The 15,249-nt window shown below is 41.6% G+C and carries 16 protein-coding genes and 1 pseudogene; 6 read left to right on the top strand and 11 right to left on the bottom strand.

The genetic code is table 11. From position 1 onward, the window contains the following. Positions 1 to 630 precede the first annotated feature (630 nt). Together RMY00_RS12735 and RMY00_RS12730 are read left to right on the top strand one after the other, a co-directional pair. Positions 631 to 1,653, top strand: coding sequence for a serine hydrolase (locus RMY00_RS12735; RefSeq protein ID WP_322647896.1), 1,023 nt, complete (start codon positions 631 to 633; stop codon positions 1,651 to 1,653). A gap of 119 nt (positions 1,654 to 1,772) precedes the next feature. Next, entirely contained in the window at positions 1,773 to 2,777 is a 1,005-nt protein-coding gene (locus tag RMY00_RS12730; RefSeq protein WP_322647895.1) for a 2-hydroxyacid dehydrogenase, read from the top strand. Between the two features lie 300 nt (positions 2,778 to 3,077). On the opposite strand, the gene RMY00_RS12725 is transcribed toward RMY00_RS12730, so the two are convergent. The 5 genes from RMY00_RS12725 to RMY00_RS12705 all read right to left on the bottom strand — a co-directional run bounded on the left by RMY00_RS12725 (position 3,078) and on the right by RMY00_RS12705 (position 7,696). Then, a complete protein-coding gene (locus RMY00_RS12725; RefSeq protein WP_322647894.1) occupies positions 3,078 to 3,821 on the bottom strand; it encodes a M50 family metallopeptidase in 744 nt (247 codons plus the stop codon). A gap of 277 nt (positions 3,822 to 4,098) precedes the next feature. Then, positions 4,099 to 4,965, bottom strand: coding sequence for an FHA domain-containing protein (locus RMY00_RS12720; protein WP_322647893.1), 867 nt, complete (start codon positions 4,963 to 4,965; stop codon positions 4,099 to 4,101). A gap of 258 nt (positions 4,966 to 5,223) precedes the next feature. Next, complete coding sequence (gene pgl, locus RMY00_RS12715) at positions 5,224 to 5,946, bottom strand: 6-phosphogluconolactonase (RefSeq protein ID WP_322647892.1); 723 nt, start codon at positions 5,944 to 5,946, stop codon at positions 5,224 to 5,226. Between the two features lie 250 nt (positions 5,947 to 6,196). Next, the gene (rph, locus tag RMY00_RS12710; RefSeq protein ID WP_322647891.1) at positions 6,197 to 6,940 is read right to left on the bottom strand and encodes a ribonuclease PH; all 744 of its coding nucleotides are present in this window, start codon (positions 6,938 to 6,940) and stop codon (positions 6,197 to 6,199) included. A gap of 132 nt (positions 6,941 to 7,072) precedes the next feature. Further along, the gene (locus tag RMY00_RS12705) at positions 7,073 to 7,696 is read right to left on the bottom strand and encodes a nucleoside monophosphate kinase (protein WP_322647890.1); all 624 of its coding nucleotides are present in this window, start codon (positions 7,694 to 7,696) and stop codon (positions 7,073 to 7,075) included. 345 nt (positions 7,697 to 8,041) lie between these two features. On the opposite strand from RMY00_RS12705, the gene RMY00_RS12700 reads away from it, so the two are divergent. Together RMY00_RS12700 and dcd are read left to right on the top strand one after the other, a co-directional pair. Continuing rightward, complete coding sequence (locus RMY00_RS12700) at positions 8,042 to 8,578, top strand: P-loop NTPase family protein (RefSeq protein ID WP_322647889.1); 537 nt, start codon at positions 8,042 to 8,044, stop codon at positions 8,576 to 8,578. A gap of 86 nt (positions 8,579 to 8,664) precedes the next feature. Next, positions 8,665 to 9,234, top strand: a complete 570-nt coding sequence (gene dcd, locus RMY00_RS12695; RefSeq protein WP_322648102.1) for a dCTP deaminase — start codon at positions 8,665 to 8,667, stop codon at positions 9,232 to 9,234. A gap of 240 nt (positions 9,235 to 9,474) precedes the next feature. Here dcd and RMY00_RS12690 read toward each other — a convergent pair. Both RMY00_RS12690 and thyX read right to left on the bottom strand, forming a co-directional pair. Continuing rightward, a pseudogene (locus RMY00_RS12690) lies at positions 9,475 to 9,663 on the bottom strand (DUF4351 domain-containing protein); the annotation flags it as partial. An 89-nt stretch (positions 9,664 to 9,752) separates the two neighbouring features. After that, positions 9,753 to 10,475: an FAD-dependent thymidylate synthase gene (gene thyX / locus RMY00_RS12685; RefSeq protein WP_322647888.1), complete on the bottom strand. Its 723-nt coding sequence runs from the start codon at positions 10,473 to 10,475 to the stop codon at positions 9,753 to 9,755. A gap of 238 nt (positions 10,476 to 10,713) precedes the next feature. Here thyX and RMY00_RS12680 point away from each other — a divergent pair, with 238 nt between their 5' ends. Continuing rightward, positions 10,714 to 10,929: a chlorophyll a/b-binding protein gene (locus RMY00_RS12680; RefSeq protein WP_099101899.1), complete on the top strand. Its 216-nt coding sequence runs from the start codon at positions 10,714 to 10,716 to the stop codon at positions 10,927 to 10,929. Positions 10,930 to 11,072: 143 nt separating this feature from the next. Further along, positions 11,073 to 11,654 (top strand): thioredoxin family protein, encoded by a 582-nt coding sequence (locus tag RMY00_RS12675; RefSeq protein ID WP_322647887.1) that lies wholly within the window; start codon positions 11,073 to 11,075, stop codon positions 11,652 to 11,654. 80 nt (positions 11,655 to 11,734) lie between these two features. On the opposite strand, the gene RMY00_RS12670 is transcribed toward RMY00_RS12675, so the two are convergent. The 4 genes from RMY00_RS12670 to RMY00_RS12655 form a co-directional block, all read right to left on the bottom strand. Continuing rightward, on the bottom strand, positions 11,735 to 12,247 hold the full coding sequence (locus tag RMY00_RS12670; protein ID WP_322647886.1) for a hypothetical protein: 513 nt from the start codon (positions 12,245 to 12,247) through the stop codon (positions 11,735 to 11,737). 813 nt (positions 12,248 to 13,060) lie between these two features. After that, positions 13,061 to 14,029 carry a glutathione S-transferase family protein gene (locus tag RMY00_RS12665; protein WP_322647885.1) on the bottom strand — a complete coding sequence of 323 codons (969 nt, stop codon included), beginning with the start codon at positions 14,027 to 14,029 and terminating at the stop codon, positions 13,061 to 13,063. A 187-nt stretch (positions 14,030 to 14,216) separates the two neighbouring features. Then, positions 14,217 to 14,507: an Asp-tRNA(Asn)/Glu-tRNA(Gln) amidotransferase subunit GatC gene (gatC, locus tag RMY00_RS12660; RefSeq protein WP_322647884.1), complete on the bottom strand. Its 291-nt coding sequence runs from the start codon at positions 14,505 to 14,507 to the stop codon at positions 14,217 to 14,219. A gap of 132 nt (positions 14,508 to 14,639) precedes the next feature. Further along, complete coding sequence (locus tag RMY00_RS12655; protein WP_322647883.1) at positions 14,640 to 15,161, bottom strand: photosystem I assembly protein Ycf3; 522 nt, start codon at positions 15,159 to 15,161, stop codon at positions 14,640 to 14,642. Positions 15,162 to 15,249 lie beyond the last annotated feature (88 nt).

Here is a 15,249-nt window from a genome sequence, read left to right as displayed (position 1 = left end):
TCGCACAAAAGCGATCGCACTTGGGGAACCTAGCCTAATTACCTCAAAAATGCCCCTTTTTTTCTCTAAAATCCAATGTATTATATTTCACAGGCTGAAATTCAATTGCACTTCTGGAGGAGGATACTAACGAAAGTGCGATCGCTGGAGGACTAATTACGTTCTCAGGTGTGGGAATGCTGATAGGACATAGCTTTCAGTCTGAATCGGCAAAAGCGAAAAATCAGACAAAAATCGAAAAATCGGTCAAATAACCTAAAGCAAAATCAATAGCCAATAATTATTAGTCATTTTGTAGTTTTCAGTTTCCACTTTTTAATCAGTTCAACTGCGGGTGCTTTTTTATCACAATTGCTATGTATAAATCATTGCTAACAAAATTTCAACCGCAATCATAATCTCTTATTATTTGTATAATTACATAATTAGTTGATGTAATATAAACATATTTTTTATATTTACCCTTGTATTTTTTTATTACAATTCTTATTTACAACATTCCCTAAAATCTCTTATTAATATCTCTTGACATTGGATATCCTAGTGATTAATATGTCAATCAATCCGGATTTGATTAACTTCTTCGGAAAATCTCTGTAAATAAATCCAACACGCTCCTCACAGCACTGCATGAAAATACGCTCGCTCTTACTGAGCCTTACAAGTATTATTTTATTATCGTCCCCAGTAAAAGCAAATCCAAATCCAAATCAAATTGGCAACATAAATTACTGGAGTCCAAATCAATCTAATTTACAACTACCAAAACTTAAATTTATTCCTCCGGTTCCTTTAACCGATCCTGTCAACCCAATAAATACTACTAAATTTACTGGTGTAGTTCCTCTCGGGCGAGAGATATCAGAACTAAGAACTCCCATTAAAGCATTAATGGCTCACTATAGATTCCTTACTCCCGGAATCTTTTTTATGGACTTACAAACAGGGGATTATTTTAGTTTTAATGGTGATAAAGCTTTTTCTGCTGCTAGCACAATTAAGTATCCGATTTTGATTGCCTTATTTCAGGAAGTAGATGCAGGCAGAATCAAGCTAAACGAAACTTTAGTGATGCGACGAAAGCATGTCGCTGGCGGTTCTGGAGATATGCAGTATCAACGAGTGGGAACTAAGCTTAGTCTCTTGCAAACTGCAACCAAGATGATGACTATTAGCGATAACACTGCTACAAATATGATTATCGACCGTTTAGGCGGTGCATCTAAATTAAATCAAAAGTTTCGCAGTTGGGGATTACAAAGTACTGTGATTCACAATATGTTAGGAGACTTTAAAGGAACTAATAAAACTAGTGCAAAAGATTTGGTACGACTGTCAGCTTTGATTACAAATAATCAGTTAATTTCTGATACAAGTCAATCCCAAGTTTTAGGTATTATGATTCGTTGTCATAATAAAAGTTTGCTCCCATCTGGCTTAGGTTATGGTGCAAATATTGCCCATAAAACAGGTACTTTACGGTTTGTACTAGGCGATGCGGGTATTATTGAAACGCCATCCGGTAAGCGTTATTTAGCAGGTATTTTCGTGCGAAGACCGAATAATGATATTAGAGCCAGGGATTTTATTCGTCAAGTTTCTCGGGTGATGTATGGTTACTTCGAACAAGCAAAAGTCAGTCATCTACCTTGAAACAATCCTAAATTCTTTTGTGTTCAAAGCTGCCGAATAGCCCATCATAGACATTGCTTCTCTAACTGTCAAGGTATTATGTAGTCGAACATTGTGCAGTATAGAGTTTGAGGTTTTGTATGAAAGTAGCAGTCTTCAGTACAAAAGTCTACGATCGCAAGTTTTTGTCAGCTGCAAATTCTCGCACCCAACACGAATTAGTGTTTTTTGAACCTCGTTTAAATCGGGATACAGCTATCCTCGCCGCCGGATTTCCGGCGGTTTGCGTATTTGTCCACGATCAGGTTGACGCGCCAACTTTAGAACTTCTTGCTTCACGGGGAACTCGGCTAGTTGTCTTGCGCTGTGCAGGGTTTAACAATGTAGACTTACAAGCCGCAGCAAATTTAGGAATTACTGTTGTCCGTGTTCCCGCCTATTCACCCTATGGGGTAGCAGAACATGCTGTGGGATTGATTTTAAGCTTGAATCGGAAAATTCATCGAGCCTATAACCGTGTCCGAGAAGGCAATTTTTCTCTAGATGGACTGTTGGGATTTAATTTGCATGAGCGTACAGTGGGGATTGTCGGCACGGGCAAAATCGGTCTGATTTTAGGACAGATTATGAAGGGGTTTGGCTGTCATATACTCGCCTATGACGTTTATCGCAATCCCGAATTGGAGGCACTAGGTGGAAAGTATGTAGAGCTACCTGAGCTATTTGCCAACTCGGATATTATCTCCCTACATTGCCCTTTGACTCTGGAAACGCATCACTTGATTAACGCTGAGGCTATAAAACAGATTAAGCCAGGCGTGATGCTAATTAATACTAGCCGAGGAGCGTTGATTGATACCCAAGCAGTGATTGAGGGGTTGAAGTCTGGCAAGATTGGCTATCTCGGTGTGGATGTCTACGAACAAGAATCGGAATTGTTCTTTGAGGATTTGTCTGGTGCAATTATTCAAGATGATATTTTCCAGCGTCTGACGACGTTCCCCAATGTACTGATTACCGGACATCAAGCCTTTTTTACAGCAGAAGCTCTCCACAATATTGCAGAAACAACTTTTGCTAATATTGCTGATATTGAACAAGGTCGTTCTTGTCCAAATGAAATTCGCGCTCAAGTGCCAGCTTAGGTAATGGTTAGCGATCGCAATCACTTTGGACTAAAATCACTAGTCAATCCTGATCATCAGGCAAATTCTCCATTTCCTCAATAATTAGCGTCTGAAAATCTTCGTCACAATGATTATGCAGATGAACCGCAGCAGCTAAAAGTTCTGCGAGAATTTCAGCTTGTTGGTTAACAGTTAAACTAGGTAACTGTAACTGATTAATTAAGGTTTATATTTTTAGGCACTCTGTACCTAATTCAGCAATCAAAATACTGAGGGTTGAATTCGTGACTGCAAGAGGGCGATCGCTAATCTGTCTTTTCATTCTGAACGATAGGCAACGCGGAGACTTTGGACTAAAATCACCAGAGATGCGATCGCCATTAACCCGCCCCAAAACCAGTAAGGTAAAAGCAAATATCGCTGCATTTGCGCTGTATCAGAGAGTCCAAGGGGGCCAGCAGAACTACTAAATAGATAATCAAGTTGATGGTACGTACTCACACAAGCTTGTACACCTAGAAATTGAATCGCAAATCCTTGTGCCCAGCGAGGTGCTTTCAGGGCAATACCCAAGATTATGAAACCTAGTGAGGGAATTGCCACCAATCCAAAGGAGGAACGTACCCAAATTAACGCGGAAAATAGCAAACAACTCCCTAATATTTTTAAACAGAGGGTTGCTGCTGTAAAACTGCGGGAAGCCAGAATCAAACCTGCACCAGCAAGAGGCGGCCCCATTGGGCCTGCGGCTGCGACTATTGCCGGGCCAATTGGCCCAAATGCCGCCTGGATGCCATAGGTTGCGACACCAGAACCATTGCTAAAAATCTGCAATTTCTGAAACTGTCCCCCTAAGAGGAGTGCCATTAAGCCGTGACCCATTTCATGAAACCAAGTTGCCAAGATCGTAAATGGGTATAAGATATAATCCCCTGCTGGTATTTGCCACAGTAAAGCAGTTGCGATCGCAGCTGCAACTAGCCAGGTTAGGCCCATGCGTTCAACAACTGGTGGGGCTTCTTTGGTAAGCAAGGGTTCAGAATTTTTACTTGGTTCTTTCATAGGTCATTCAATTTTGAATTTTAGATTTTAGATTTTCTCTTCAATTCAAAATCTAAAATTGGCAGTGTATTTTCATCCATCGTAGTGTAATTATTATGGTAATGGAGTTGCTGATAAATGCAACAATTCACACATCAAAGCGACGGCTATGGGGCTATAAAGAACAACATAGTTATCCGTCGCTTGTTTGATGCGGTTAATTTATTTCTCCTCCAAAGGGATGCCGGAGGATAGCTAGAAAATGCCTAAACTGATGTCACAATTGATAGAGAATCAGTTAAGCAAGTTGAAAGAGGAATGTCATTAAGTCTCCTTTACCCAAACTGATGCGATCGCCTGGTCTTAGGCGATGACGATTTCCTGGTAAAAGTGGCAAATTATTAATGTAAGTGCCATTGGAACTTCCTACATCCTCTACATAATGAGCATCTCCCTCAACGCGAATATCTGCATGAATCCGCGAGACAATTTCTGAATTGGCAAATCCTGAAACATCTATATCAGGGGGAATTCGGTCATTGGGCTTGCCGATATGAATTACAGAGAGATTTTGCGGCAATTCAATCAAGCGATCGCTTTGAACGTGGATTAACCGCCCTGTAACCTGCTGCAATTGTGTTCTGGCAACTGTTGCAGTGGGTGCTGGCGCGGCTGGTTCCTGTACTTCGGCTTCAGGGGCTGGCGCTGGTTCCAACGGTGGTGGAGTAGGAATACTTTGTATAGATACTATCGGTTGAGCTGCGATCGTTGGCGCTGGTTCTGGAGGGCTGCTTTTAGCCACAGATTCCTCTGGTGGAGCTGCCACCTCTGTTGCTGGTAAAGATGATTCGGGAGGATGAGAGTTAGTAGAACCACTTATACCCAAGGCATCGGGTTGTAAAAGTTCTAGCAGGGGATCGGGTGGAACTAACGGCGGAACTTCCACAGGAACATCGGGAGTAACTGTAGTAGCTACTGCTGTATGAACGTGTGGAACTCCTGCGGAGTGAAGGTTATAGCCACACTGACCACAGAATGCAGCATCTGCCTGCACAGTTGCCCCACAACTGGGACAGTTAGTAGTCGCAGGTAACGGTGTATAGCAAGCTTCACACTGGACAGCGCCATCAGGGTTGGGATGATTGCAATTAGGGCAGACGATCATCGATATTTAGCCTTTGTTCAAGATCATCATAAATATAGGTAGGACTGGCAAGCAGAGGGCGGCCCTAGCTTTAGATTCTAGCAATTACTGCTGATGGAACGATGAATTGGACACTTCTTAGACAGGGGAAGGGGAGCAGAGGGGACAAGGGGACAAGGGGACAAGGTGACAAAAGTTTAGAGCTTCCAACAAGTCTTTCCCCTTGTCCCCAATTCTCAAGAGTCCCCAAGTCCTCTTTCCCATACCCAATTCCCAAGTTTAATGTTGAAGTTCCAAACCTGCTTCTGCATCCAGCAGCCACCAAAGTTCTCCTTGGGGCCGAATTAAGCGGGATGGATAAGTGAAGTCATCGGCTACAGGGGCAAACACTTGCGCCAAAGCTGGTCGTTTATTAGCACCAGCAACCAGAAAAATCACAGTTTTCGCAGCGTTGATGAAGGGGTATGTGAAACTTATCCTGGCGTTTCCGTCTTTGTTACCCACGGTAACTAGGCGATCACGTACTTTGAGAGCCTCTGTATGGGGAAACAAAGATGCGGTATGTGCATCATCACCCATTCCTAGTAATACTACATCCAACGAGGGAAACTCGACCCCAGAAGAATTAAAAAATTCTTTAAGCTGTTGTTCATACTTAGCAGCAGCCACTTCTGGATTAGCTTCTAAGGTTGGTACGGGGTGAATGTTAGCTGCTGGGATATCAACACTATCTAGCCACGCCCGACGCGTCATCAGTTCATTGCTGTCGGGGTGATCTGGTGGTACGTAACGCTCATCCCCCCAGAATATATGAATTTTATCCCAAGGCAGCTTTTGATTAGCAATCGCTTCGTATAACGGTTTAGGTGTACTGCCGCCAGATAAAGCAATGCTAAACCGCCCCTGTTGCTCAATGGCAGTTTCTAACTTCGACAGAATTAATTCTAGCGCTCGTGCAACCAGCGCTGGCTTATCCGGTAGAACTTCAACGGTTTTGTTCATGGCTTTATCATCATATTGCTGGCTTCTGGCAATACAATACCGAACTTATTACAATTCTCCTTTTTAACTTTTGAAACATTTAACATCATGAATTAGGCAGGGGGCAGGGGGAGCAAATCATGAGGAAATTCGACCCCGAATTATTTGGAGCCACTCTCATGATTATTTTATTTACACCCAGTTACTTGATACTTTGTTGATTAACGCCATAAAGTATACATTTATTAATTCTTATTAAAAATTAATAAAACTAATTAATTACAAGCAGCGTTTCCCAGTCTGCGATCGCTTCGCGTTGAGCAATTAACAATTCCTGAATTCCTTTTTGGGCGACATCTAGCAGTTGATTCAACTGAGTCCGGCTAAAACTGCCTTCTTCGGCTGTTCCCTGGACTTCAATAATTCCCAAATCTTGATTCATCACCACGTTAAAATCTACTGTTGCAGCCACATCTTCGATATAATCCAGATCCAAAAATGGCTCTCCCTCCAGTAATCCTACGGAAACGGCTGCTATTTGTCCACACAGAGGCGATCGCTCCAACACCTCCTCTTCCAACAATTTAGAAATTGCATGAGCCAACGCCACAAACGAGCCTGTGATGGCTGTTGTCCGAGTTCCAGCGTCTGCTTGCAACACATCAGCATCCACAGTCAGCGTATGTTCTCCCAATGCCTCAAAATCTACTGCTGCGCGTAAACTGCGGCCAATTAAACGTTGAATTTCTTGCGTCCGTCCAGATAATTTCAATAATTCCCTTTCTTGCCGTTTTTGGGTAGCAGATGGTAGCATCCGGTACTCGGCAGTTAGCCAGCCTTTACCAGTTCCTTCAAGAAACTTCGGAACTCCCTTATTAACGCTAACAGTACAAAGGACTTGAGTATCACCGCATCTTGCGAGAACAGAACCGGGGGCAAAGCGAGTGAAATTGGGGTGAAAGCTGATCGGACGTAGTTCGTAAGCAAGACGACCGTCAAGACGCTGCCAAGCCATTGGAGTTGCCTCAAGTTTTACAATACTGCCTTAAGATTACCTTAGTGTTGTTGGGCATTGGGCATTGGGCATTGCTTATTAATTCTTCTCCCCCTGCCTCCCCTGCTTCCCCTGCTCCCCCTGCTTTTTTATCTAAGGAACTGAAAGCAGAGTCAAAATATTTTGCTGCACCATATCTGGTGACTGGTCGCCGTTGATGGTCAACAAGCAGCGACGACGGTCGTAATATTCAAGTATTGGAATGGTGCGATCGTAGAATAATTCTATACGGCGTTGTACGATTTCTGGTTGGTCATCTGGTAGCGATCGCCCCAAGGATCGGCTAACCATAACAGCTTCTGAGACTTGGAGATAAATTGCCCAATCTAGTTTTTGCTCTAAATTATCCAATAAAAAATCTAATTCTTCAGCTTGGAAGGCGGTACGGGGATAGCCTTCCAACACCCAATCACAGTTAATATCTGGTTGTCTGAGGCGAATTCGGATCAATTCAATGATCATTTCATCTGGAACTAATTCCCCTTTTTGCATATAGGGTCGGGCGTGGTAACCTAGTTCACTTAGGCTAGCGTAAACCGAAAGAGAAGTCCGGGGGTCAGTTTCCGACCATTGCAACTCCGAAAGCAGGCTATCACCAGATATCGCTTCCCGTAAAATCTCACCAGTGGAAATCAAAGGAATATCAAAGTACCTACAAAGCCTTTGTGCTTGAGTGCTTTTACCCGATCCTGAACCTCCCAGAATTACCAATCTCACAACAATTTACTCCTCATCCTGTCAAATTCACTACTTGCTAAGTCTGTTTTGCCCAAACAACCGATAAATCTAAACATTCAGCGATTTTCAGACGTTATGCCTAGCTTTTTTAAATAATTGGAACTGTAATTCTAATGTTTTCATTTTGGCAACTAATTACCGACAAAATACGTAAATCTAAATCAACAGAACTCTTGACTTCAGCACAAACCTAGTGTTTGACTAAGAATGCAATTTGCCAAATTCACCAGAACTGTGAAAAACAGATAGATTATATAGGCAGATTTGTAATCAGTACCGCCAGCACAAAAATTTAATTTATTGTAATTTTTTGAACTTTATCCTATGGTTGCCCAGCTAGAAACTCCAAGTATAAATTCACCCCTTACCTTACCATATCCAGTGGAAGGACTAGTGCAAGTTTTCACTAGCTCCCATCGCAACTTTTTTACAAGCGTTATGGCGCAAGCACTGAGAATAGCTGGACAAGGAACGCCAGTATTAATAGTACAGTTCCTCAAAGGAGGTATTCGTCAAGGACAAGATCGACCTATACAACTAGGACAAAATTTAGATTGGATTAGGTGTGATTTACCTCGTTGTATTGATACACCACATTTAGACGATACTGAAAATCAAGCCTTACAAAAACTGTGGCAGTATACACAGCAAATAGTGTGTGAGAGTAAGTATTCTCTCGTTGTCTTAGATGAGTTAAGTCTAGCGATTAACTTTGGTTTAATTCCTGAAATAGAAGTTTTAGCCTTTCTGACAAAACGCCCTCCTCACGTCGATATCATTCTCACAGGGCCAGAGATGCCAAAATCTCTTCTCGATGTGGCAGATCAAATTACAGAAATCCGCCGGAGTTATCGACCTTAAATAAAATGCTCAATTCAGGATATCCTAGTAATTCGGTTTGAATTAGCTGTGAAGTTGTGATTAAAAACGATATCTGGATTACTGAAATGGCTCAAAAGGGTTTAATTTCGCCCTTTGAGCCAAGTTTAATCCGAAAAGTGCAAAAAGATGAGTCTGTAGCGGTTCAACCTGTAATTAGCTACGGTTTGTCTTCTTATGGCTATGATATACGCCTTTCTCCGGCTGAGTTCCGCATTTTTCGCCACATTCCCGGAACTGTAGTTGATCCCAAAAACTTTAATCCCCAGAATCTAGAGCCAACAGCACTGCACACAGATGCTAATGGCAGTTACTTTATTTTACCTGCTCATAGTTATGGACTTGGAGTTGCTCTAGAAAAACTAGAGGTTCCTGAGAATATTACTGTAATTTGTATTGGAAAATCTACCTACGCAAGGTGTGGAATCATTGCAAATCTAACACCTGCTGAAGCTGCATGGAGGGGTCATCTTACCTTAGAGTTTTCCAATTCTTCCAGCGCTGACTGTCGCATTTATGCCAATGAAGGTGTAGTGCAATTGCTATTTTTAGAAGGTGAACCATGCGCTATCAGTTATGAAGCCCGTCAAGGTAAATATCAGGATCAACTAGAGATTGTAACGTTGGCTCGTATTTAGACTAAGTGATATCTAAAACTTGCAACACCTGAGTTTGCAAATGTGGAAAATATTCTAAGAATTCGGTTAAAGCTGCTTCACCTTCTAGATCGTCGAAAAAGTCTGCAATGGAACTCGCCTTCCAACAAACACAGGAATACCACTTATAATATCTGAATCAGAGGAAATAATTAGGCGATCGCATAGAACTTTTTGAATATCCATTATCCTGTAAAAGTCTACATGAGATAGTCTAAACCTTCATCGCGCTTCTAGCCAAACCTGTAAATCGGCCAAACTAGTAAAATCTAACAGTGCTTCACTCAAATCTTCCAGAACAGGCAAAGATAAACTAGAAATGGAAGAGCGTATTTCCTCCGAAAGTTCTCCAAATCGCTTAGTCAATTGCCGAAGAATAAGATTAGCTGTTGCTTCTTCACGTCCTTTTTTTTATAAGAAGAATTCAGAACTCAGGAGCGGAGCTGGAGACGCTCCGCCGAGGCATCAGAATTCAGTATAAAATTGCCCCAAAATTCTGATTATGGTGCTAATCTTGCCTTACCTAGACGCTGCTTTTCATACCATTGTGCGATCGCAGGTGCCCAATCTTCAAAATGAGGCCACATCATTTCACACAACTTTTGAATTTCAAGTTGAGCATCTTTCTTATTTCTCAGGTCACAAAAATGCAAGAAAGACCTTAAATTGAAGCTAACTACAAAATGCTGGCGATAATCAAAAGGTACTTTACCTCTTGCGTGTTCTTCAGACATTCCACCCTCAAAATCAGCTTTATATCGTTTAGCTGCTTCTAGACACCACCGCAAATCTGCTGCTCGTTGCTCTGGTGAATAATGGTATTTTTTGCCTTGCCTATCAGTGTAATAACCAACGGGACGCAGATAAAAAACATCTTCTATGTCTTTCTTACCTTCTAATACATCAATAAATTGGTTGCCTGTGTATCTAAAAGACTGAACATCAAATGATACTCCTACACGATGAGTACGAGCCTGCTGCATCACACTGTGGGGAAAGTAGCCACAGTTAAAAACAATCTGGGGATGCTCTAGAGGCCCATAGTGTCCTCTCTCACCCGCTAAAAGTCGCTTAACAATAACTTCGCCGCTTTGTGACTCCGAGGGCCAAGAGTCGCGCTCATCGTACACGAACCCATCGGTATAGTCTTGGTGCATCGCGGCATAAATTACCTGCTGCGGGTTTGGTGTTTTGGCAATAACCTCTACTCGAAATCGATGCATTAGTTTCTGGGGAATGGATTAGTGAGGTAGTTCGGTCTTGGAGTTTCCCCCATGAGAAACTACCGTGACTGAGATTGCTTACGCAGAAGGAGTGGAGCCTGTTTGTTATGCATAGCTTTGGACTCGATCCATGATCATATCTCTGGCTGAGACTTCTACTTGAGCAGATTAAGATACTTTACAAAAATTAATAATTTTGTTACAGTTATTTACATAAAGAGAAAACAGGGAAAAATCCATGCGTACAAACACTGCTATAATTGACGACCAAGGCAAATTGAACAACTTTGCGATCGAGCCAAAGGTTTATATAGATGAGCAAGGCGATCGCACTGGTTTCACTCCCTATGCAGAAATGCTCAACGGTCGTCTAGCAATGATTGGTTTTGTCTCTCTAATAGCATTAGAAGTATTCACAGGACACGGTATCGTTGGTGTTTTGGCAAGTCTATAAAAACTAATTTCCATAACTTAATTCTCAACAAATTTAAGAGACGGGAAATTTCCCGTCTCTTAAATTATGGAAAACATTAGTGCTAGAGTAAAAAATATACTGATAGCAAAAGCCGCTATCAGCGTCAAAATATTGGGTGAACTATGGCTTTAACTGCTTCAACTATGTTGCCATTAGGCACAAAAGCACCAGATTTTAATCTACCGGAAGTAGTATCTGGAAAGGCAACTTCACTTTCCACCTTCGCAAGTAAAAAAGCGTTGTTGGTAATGTTTATTTGTCGGCATTGCCCATTTGTAAAGCACATTCAACAAGAATTAGTGCAGTTAGGAAAAGATTATTTTACAAGTGATTTAGCGATCGTTGCCATTAGTGCTAACGATGCACAAAATTACCCAGATGATGCGCCAGAGTCGTTACAAGCATTTGCCACAGAACAAGGATTTAATTTTACCTTATGCTACGACGAGAGCCAGGAAACGGCAAAGGCTTACACCGCAGCTTGCACACCTGATTTTTTTGTATTTGATGAGCAACGGCAACTTGTTTATCGGGGACAATTAGATGATAGCCGTCCTAGTAATGGTAAACCCGTAACAGGCGCAGATTTACGCGCAGCCATTGAAGCAGTGCTGGCGGGTAAACCGGTTACAAGCGATCAAAAGCCGAGTGTTGGTTGCAATATTAAATGGAAACCTGGAAACCAACCCAGTTATTTTGGTTGAAAAAGATTTGGAATTGAGCATGGGGCATGGGGTATTGAGTATTGGTAAAACTTTTCCCTACTCCCTACTCCCCATAACCATCAATGTTTAATTTCCAAATTCAGTATGTAGCATCCTAATTGAACTTTTTCTGCCCACAATTCATATTCCAGACGCAAATGTTCTGGCAAGGGATGTCCGTTGAGAATTAGGCTACTAGTAAAATTTCGTAAACGAATAGGATTGTTAGGTTGCAATGACTCTGTTGGCAACCAATAGCGACTAATCCCATAAACGCCCCGTTCCCAAAAGTGACGGTAACTCACTTGAGCGTTACCTTGCATAGTCATGATGACTCGGTAAGGGGAAATCTCCAGCCACAAAATTCTAGGACTATTAGGAGCGTAAGCTTTGCTCTTACTTTGAGAAAGTGTATCCTCTGGACTTACAACACTCTCTACTTCACAGCTAATTAGAGGCGGTGCGGTCAGCAGCAAATGGAATCTATCAGTATCTTTTTGATACAATGTCGCGGCAGTTTCCACAACAGACCAGATTGGTAGGTCAGTGGAAATAAGTGATAAGCACACGGGCTTGCGGTGATGGGTCAGCATGGGAGCGATAAGGGTTAAAAGCTATTGAACAAAGTTAAATAGAACACTAGGCAGTCTGATAGACCAGGGTAAGAACTAAATAGTAAAACAGGCTTAATATTAATGAATCCGCCGATTTGTTAAGCTACACAGATACCAATAGAAACAGGTAGAATGTCAGCTTAGACAGCAAAAAGAGGACTTTCTCTCTCTAGAGAGAGCTAATTCGTAAGTAAAGCTTGTAAATATTCTAAAGCTATAGTCTCAAAACAGTGGGAGTCTTTTTAGATGTTAAGAAACCTTCTTGAGGGAGACTTGCCGTAGATTTGAGTAAGTTTCATACAGCAAAAAGCAATAGGATACTAAGCAGAAATTCACCAGCAGCGATTTTGTTTGTTGCTGCTGAACTTCAGGTGTATTCAAAAGCCAGTGTATCGTAATGTCACCTTCTGTTATAACCGTAAAAACTCACGAAGACCTTTCTCACAGTTAAATTATTCACTGACCCCCCTTTAGCTGCCTTTACGGGGTGACATCCGGGTGGTTGGGGATTTATTACCATCGTCTAATGTTGGACACTCTAACCAAAATTTTGTAACTTCTTTTAAAAGAAGAACTCCACAGCACTGCTAGTTGTTTTCAAGCTCAACAAAAGGACTTTTCAAATATCCTCTAACCTTTATGGAATTACTGTCATTTTGAGTATTTGTACTCTATCACCTGGATTTTGCAAAAATTAACGCTTTGAAATTTTTTTACCCTAGATGAATCGTACTAAGTTCTGGGCTACATGTAATACTCATGAAGCGATGACACGAAAAGCGAACAAAACAATCAAGCAAATATTTTATCCCGATTATGGGGTGCATCAAAATCAATCAGTGGCCCTTTGGGTACGATGCGAGTTGGGTTAACTTGGGGATGGCTTCTATAATAATGCCGCTTAATGTGGTCAAGATTGCAAGTTTCTTTAACTCCCGGCAGTTGGTAAAGTTCTTTGAGATAATTCCACAGATTTGGATAATCTACAATTCTGCGTAAGTTGCATTTGAAATGCACATAATAAACTACATCGAAACGAAACAGAGTAGTGAACATACACCAGTCTGCCTCAGTAATTTGATTGCCGCAAAGATAGTGTTGATTTCCCAATACTTTTTCCCAGTAGTCGAGAGCAGTGAATAATTCCGTTACCGCTTCATCATAAGCCGCCTGAGTGGTAGCAAATCCCGCTCGGTAGACACCGTTATTTATTGGTTGATAAATTTTATCAATTGTCTCGTCGATTACTTTTTGTAAATGTTCTGGATAAAAGTTAATATTTTCTTTAGTGAAAGCATTGAATTCTGTATCAAACATCCGAATGATTTCGCGGGATTCATTATTGACTATTGTTCCATTTTGGATATCCCATAAAACTGGAACTGTTACCCGACCGCTATAATTAGGGTCAGCTTTTAGATAAAGTTGCCAAAGATATTGAGTGCCGTTGACTGTATCGGGAATGCACCCCGGTTCATCACCAAATTCCCAGCTATTTTGATCAATTTCTGCGGCAACAACTGATAACCCGATGACATCTTGGAGTCCTTTCAATTGGCGGAGAATGGCAGTGCGACACGCCCAAGGGCAAGCCCAAGAAATATACAAATGATAGCGCCCTGCTTCAGCTTTCAAGCCACTAGAACCATCAGCTGTAATATGGTTGCGGAAAGTAGTTGATGGACGGATAAATTTACCTTCTGAGTCTTCTTGATCCCTTTGAGATATCCACTGACCATCTTTAAGAATTCCTAAACCCATAATTATCTCCTTAGTTATTAGTTAACAGTCAAACAATTTTAAATTTTGGATTTTGGATTATTTCGCCCAGCCAATGGTTTGCTTAAGGCATCGCCAGGGGCGGGGCATGAACCGAAATAATTTTTAACGCTTTTAGTCTAAAATCGGCACGGTCAAGAATCTAAAAGTTTTGAGTTTTGGCTTTTGACTATTCAGCGTTGAGGATTTTTGGTACTTTAAAAAATTCCCCTTCTTGTTCAGGCGCACTGTTGAGGATGCTTTCTCGCTCAGGATAGGGTTGCAATTTATCCTCTCGTGTGATGTTGCTGACATCAATTGCTCGCGTTGTTGGAGGCACATTGCTAACATCAAGTTCATCTAACTGTTGAATATAATCCAGAATACTTCCTAACTGAGTAGTGAATTGTTCTTCTTCTTCGAGAGTTAATTCTAAACGAGCAAGATTAGCTACTTTATGAACTTGTTCTTGGTTAATCATAAATTGTCATTGGTCATTGATTATGGGTTCATTGCTCATTGGTCATTAGTCCTTAGCAAATGACAAAGCGCAAAGTCTGCTCGCCGGAAGCAGGCGAGCAGAACTTTGTAAGAGAGAACTAATGACTAATGACTAAAAGAATACGTCCATTTGCGATCGCCCGGTGGTTTTTAACCAGTTTTGAGCTTCGATGTAGTTATTGGGAGCCATGCGAATAGCTCGAATCCAATAGTCTGCGGCTTGGTCAAACAGTGCTTCGCCAGCCTCGTTATCTCCAGCTTCTTTCTCTTTTTCGCCTTGGTAGTGATAAATCACGGCGATGTTGTTCAAAGCTTGGGGCATCCGTGGGTTTAACTCAACTGCCTGGTGGTACAGTTCTAAAGCTTTCTTGTGGTCGCCGTTGCTGGCATAGATTAGCCCCATATTGTAGAGAATATAGCCGCGATCGTTGGTATCTTCCTCTAGTGTTAGAGCTTCTTCATAATATTCCAATGCTTCAGCATATTCCCCTTCTGCTTGGGCTGACATGCCATCTCGATAATAAACAAACGCTTCTTTAGCTTTTTTGTTGGTTGGCAGGATCTTCAGGATGATATCTGCCATCACTGTAAAGGATTTGTCAACAAAATTATCGTTCTTTTGTGTTCTTGGCATAGTAGTCTCTGGGGATTGGAGATTGGGGATTGGGGACTGGGTATTAGGTATTGGAAATCTTCTTCATTTAATTTCTAGTCCACTCAAT

The sequence above is a fragment of the Nostoc sp. ChiVER01 genome, assembly GCF_034531155.1.
Classification (GTDB): Bacteria; Cyanobacteriota; Cyanobacteriia; order Cyanobacteriales; family Nostocaceae; genus Nostoc.
Note: the sequence above shows the minus strand (reverse complement) of the source record. Positions and strands in the feature narration are given on the sequence as shown.

Bases quoted from the DNA above. Each gene is read 5' to 3' on its own strand.
- RMY00_RS12675 (WP_322647887.1), top strand. From the start codon at position 11,073: ATGGCTTTAACTGCTTCAACTATGTTGCCATTAGGCACAAAAGCACCA.
- thyX (WP_322647888.1), bottom strand. From the start codon at position 10,475: ATGCATCGATTTCGAGTAGAGGTTATTGCCAAAACACCAAACCCGCAG.
- gatC (WP_322647884.1), bottom strand. From the start codon at position 14,507: ATGATTAACCAAGAACAAGTTCATAAAGTAGCTAATCTTGCTCGTTTA.
- RMY00_RS12720 (WP_322647893.1), bottom strand. From the start codon at position 4,965: ATGATCGTCTGCCCTAATTGCAATCATCCCAACCCTGATGGCGCTGTC.
- RMY00_RS12670 (WP_322647886.1), bottom strand. From the start codon at position 12,247: ATGCTGACCCATCACCGCAAGCCCGTGTGCTTATCACTTATTTCCACT.
- RMY00_RS12700 (WP_322647889.1), top strand. From the start codon at position 8,042: ATGGTTGCCCAGCTAGAAACTCCAAGTATAAATTCACCCCTTACCTTA.
- RMY00_RS12735 (WP_322647896.1), top strand. From the start codon at position 631: ATGAAAATACGCTCGCTCTTACTGAGCCTTACAAGTATTATTTTATTA.
- RMY00_RS12655 (WP_322647883.1), bottom strand. From the start codon at position 15,161: ATGCCAAGAACACAAAAGAACGATAATTTTGTTGACAAATCCTTTACA.
- RMY00_RS12680 (WP_099101899.1), top strand. From the start codon at position 10,714: ATGCGTACAAACACTGCTATAATTGACGACCAAGGCAAATTGAACAAC.
- RMY00_RS12725 (WP_322647894.1), bottom strand. From the start codon at position 3,821: ATGAAAGAACCAAGTAAAAATTCTGAACCCTTGCTTACCAAAGAAGCC.
- rph (WP_322647891.1), bottom strand. From the start codon at position 6,940: ATGGCTTGGCAGCGTCTTGACGGTCGTCTTGCTTACGAACTACGTCCG.
- pgl (WP_322647892.1), bottom strand. From the start codon at position 5,946: ATGAACAAAACCGTTGAAGTTCTACCGGATAAGCCAGCGCTGGTTGCA.
- dcd (WP_322648102.1), top strand. From the start codon at position 8,665: ATGGCTCAAAAGGGTTTAATTTCGCCCTTTGAGCCAAGTTTAATCCGA.
- RMY00_RS12730 (WP_322647895.1), top strand. From the start codon at position 1,773: ATGAAAGTAGCAGTCTTCAGTACAAAAGTCTACGATCGCAAGTTTTTG.
- RMY00_RS12665 (WP_322647885.1), bottom strand. From the start codon at position 14,029: ATGGGTTTAGGAATTCTTAAAGATGGTCAGTGGATATCTCAAAGGGAT.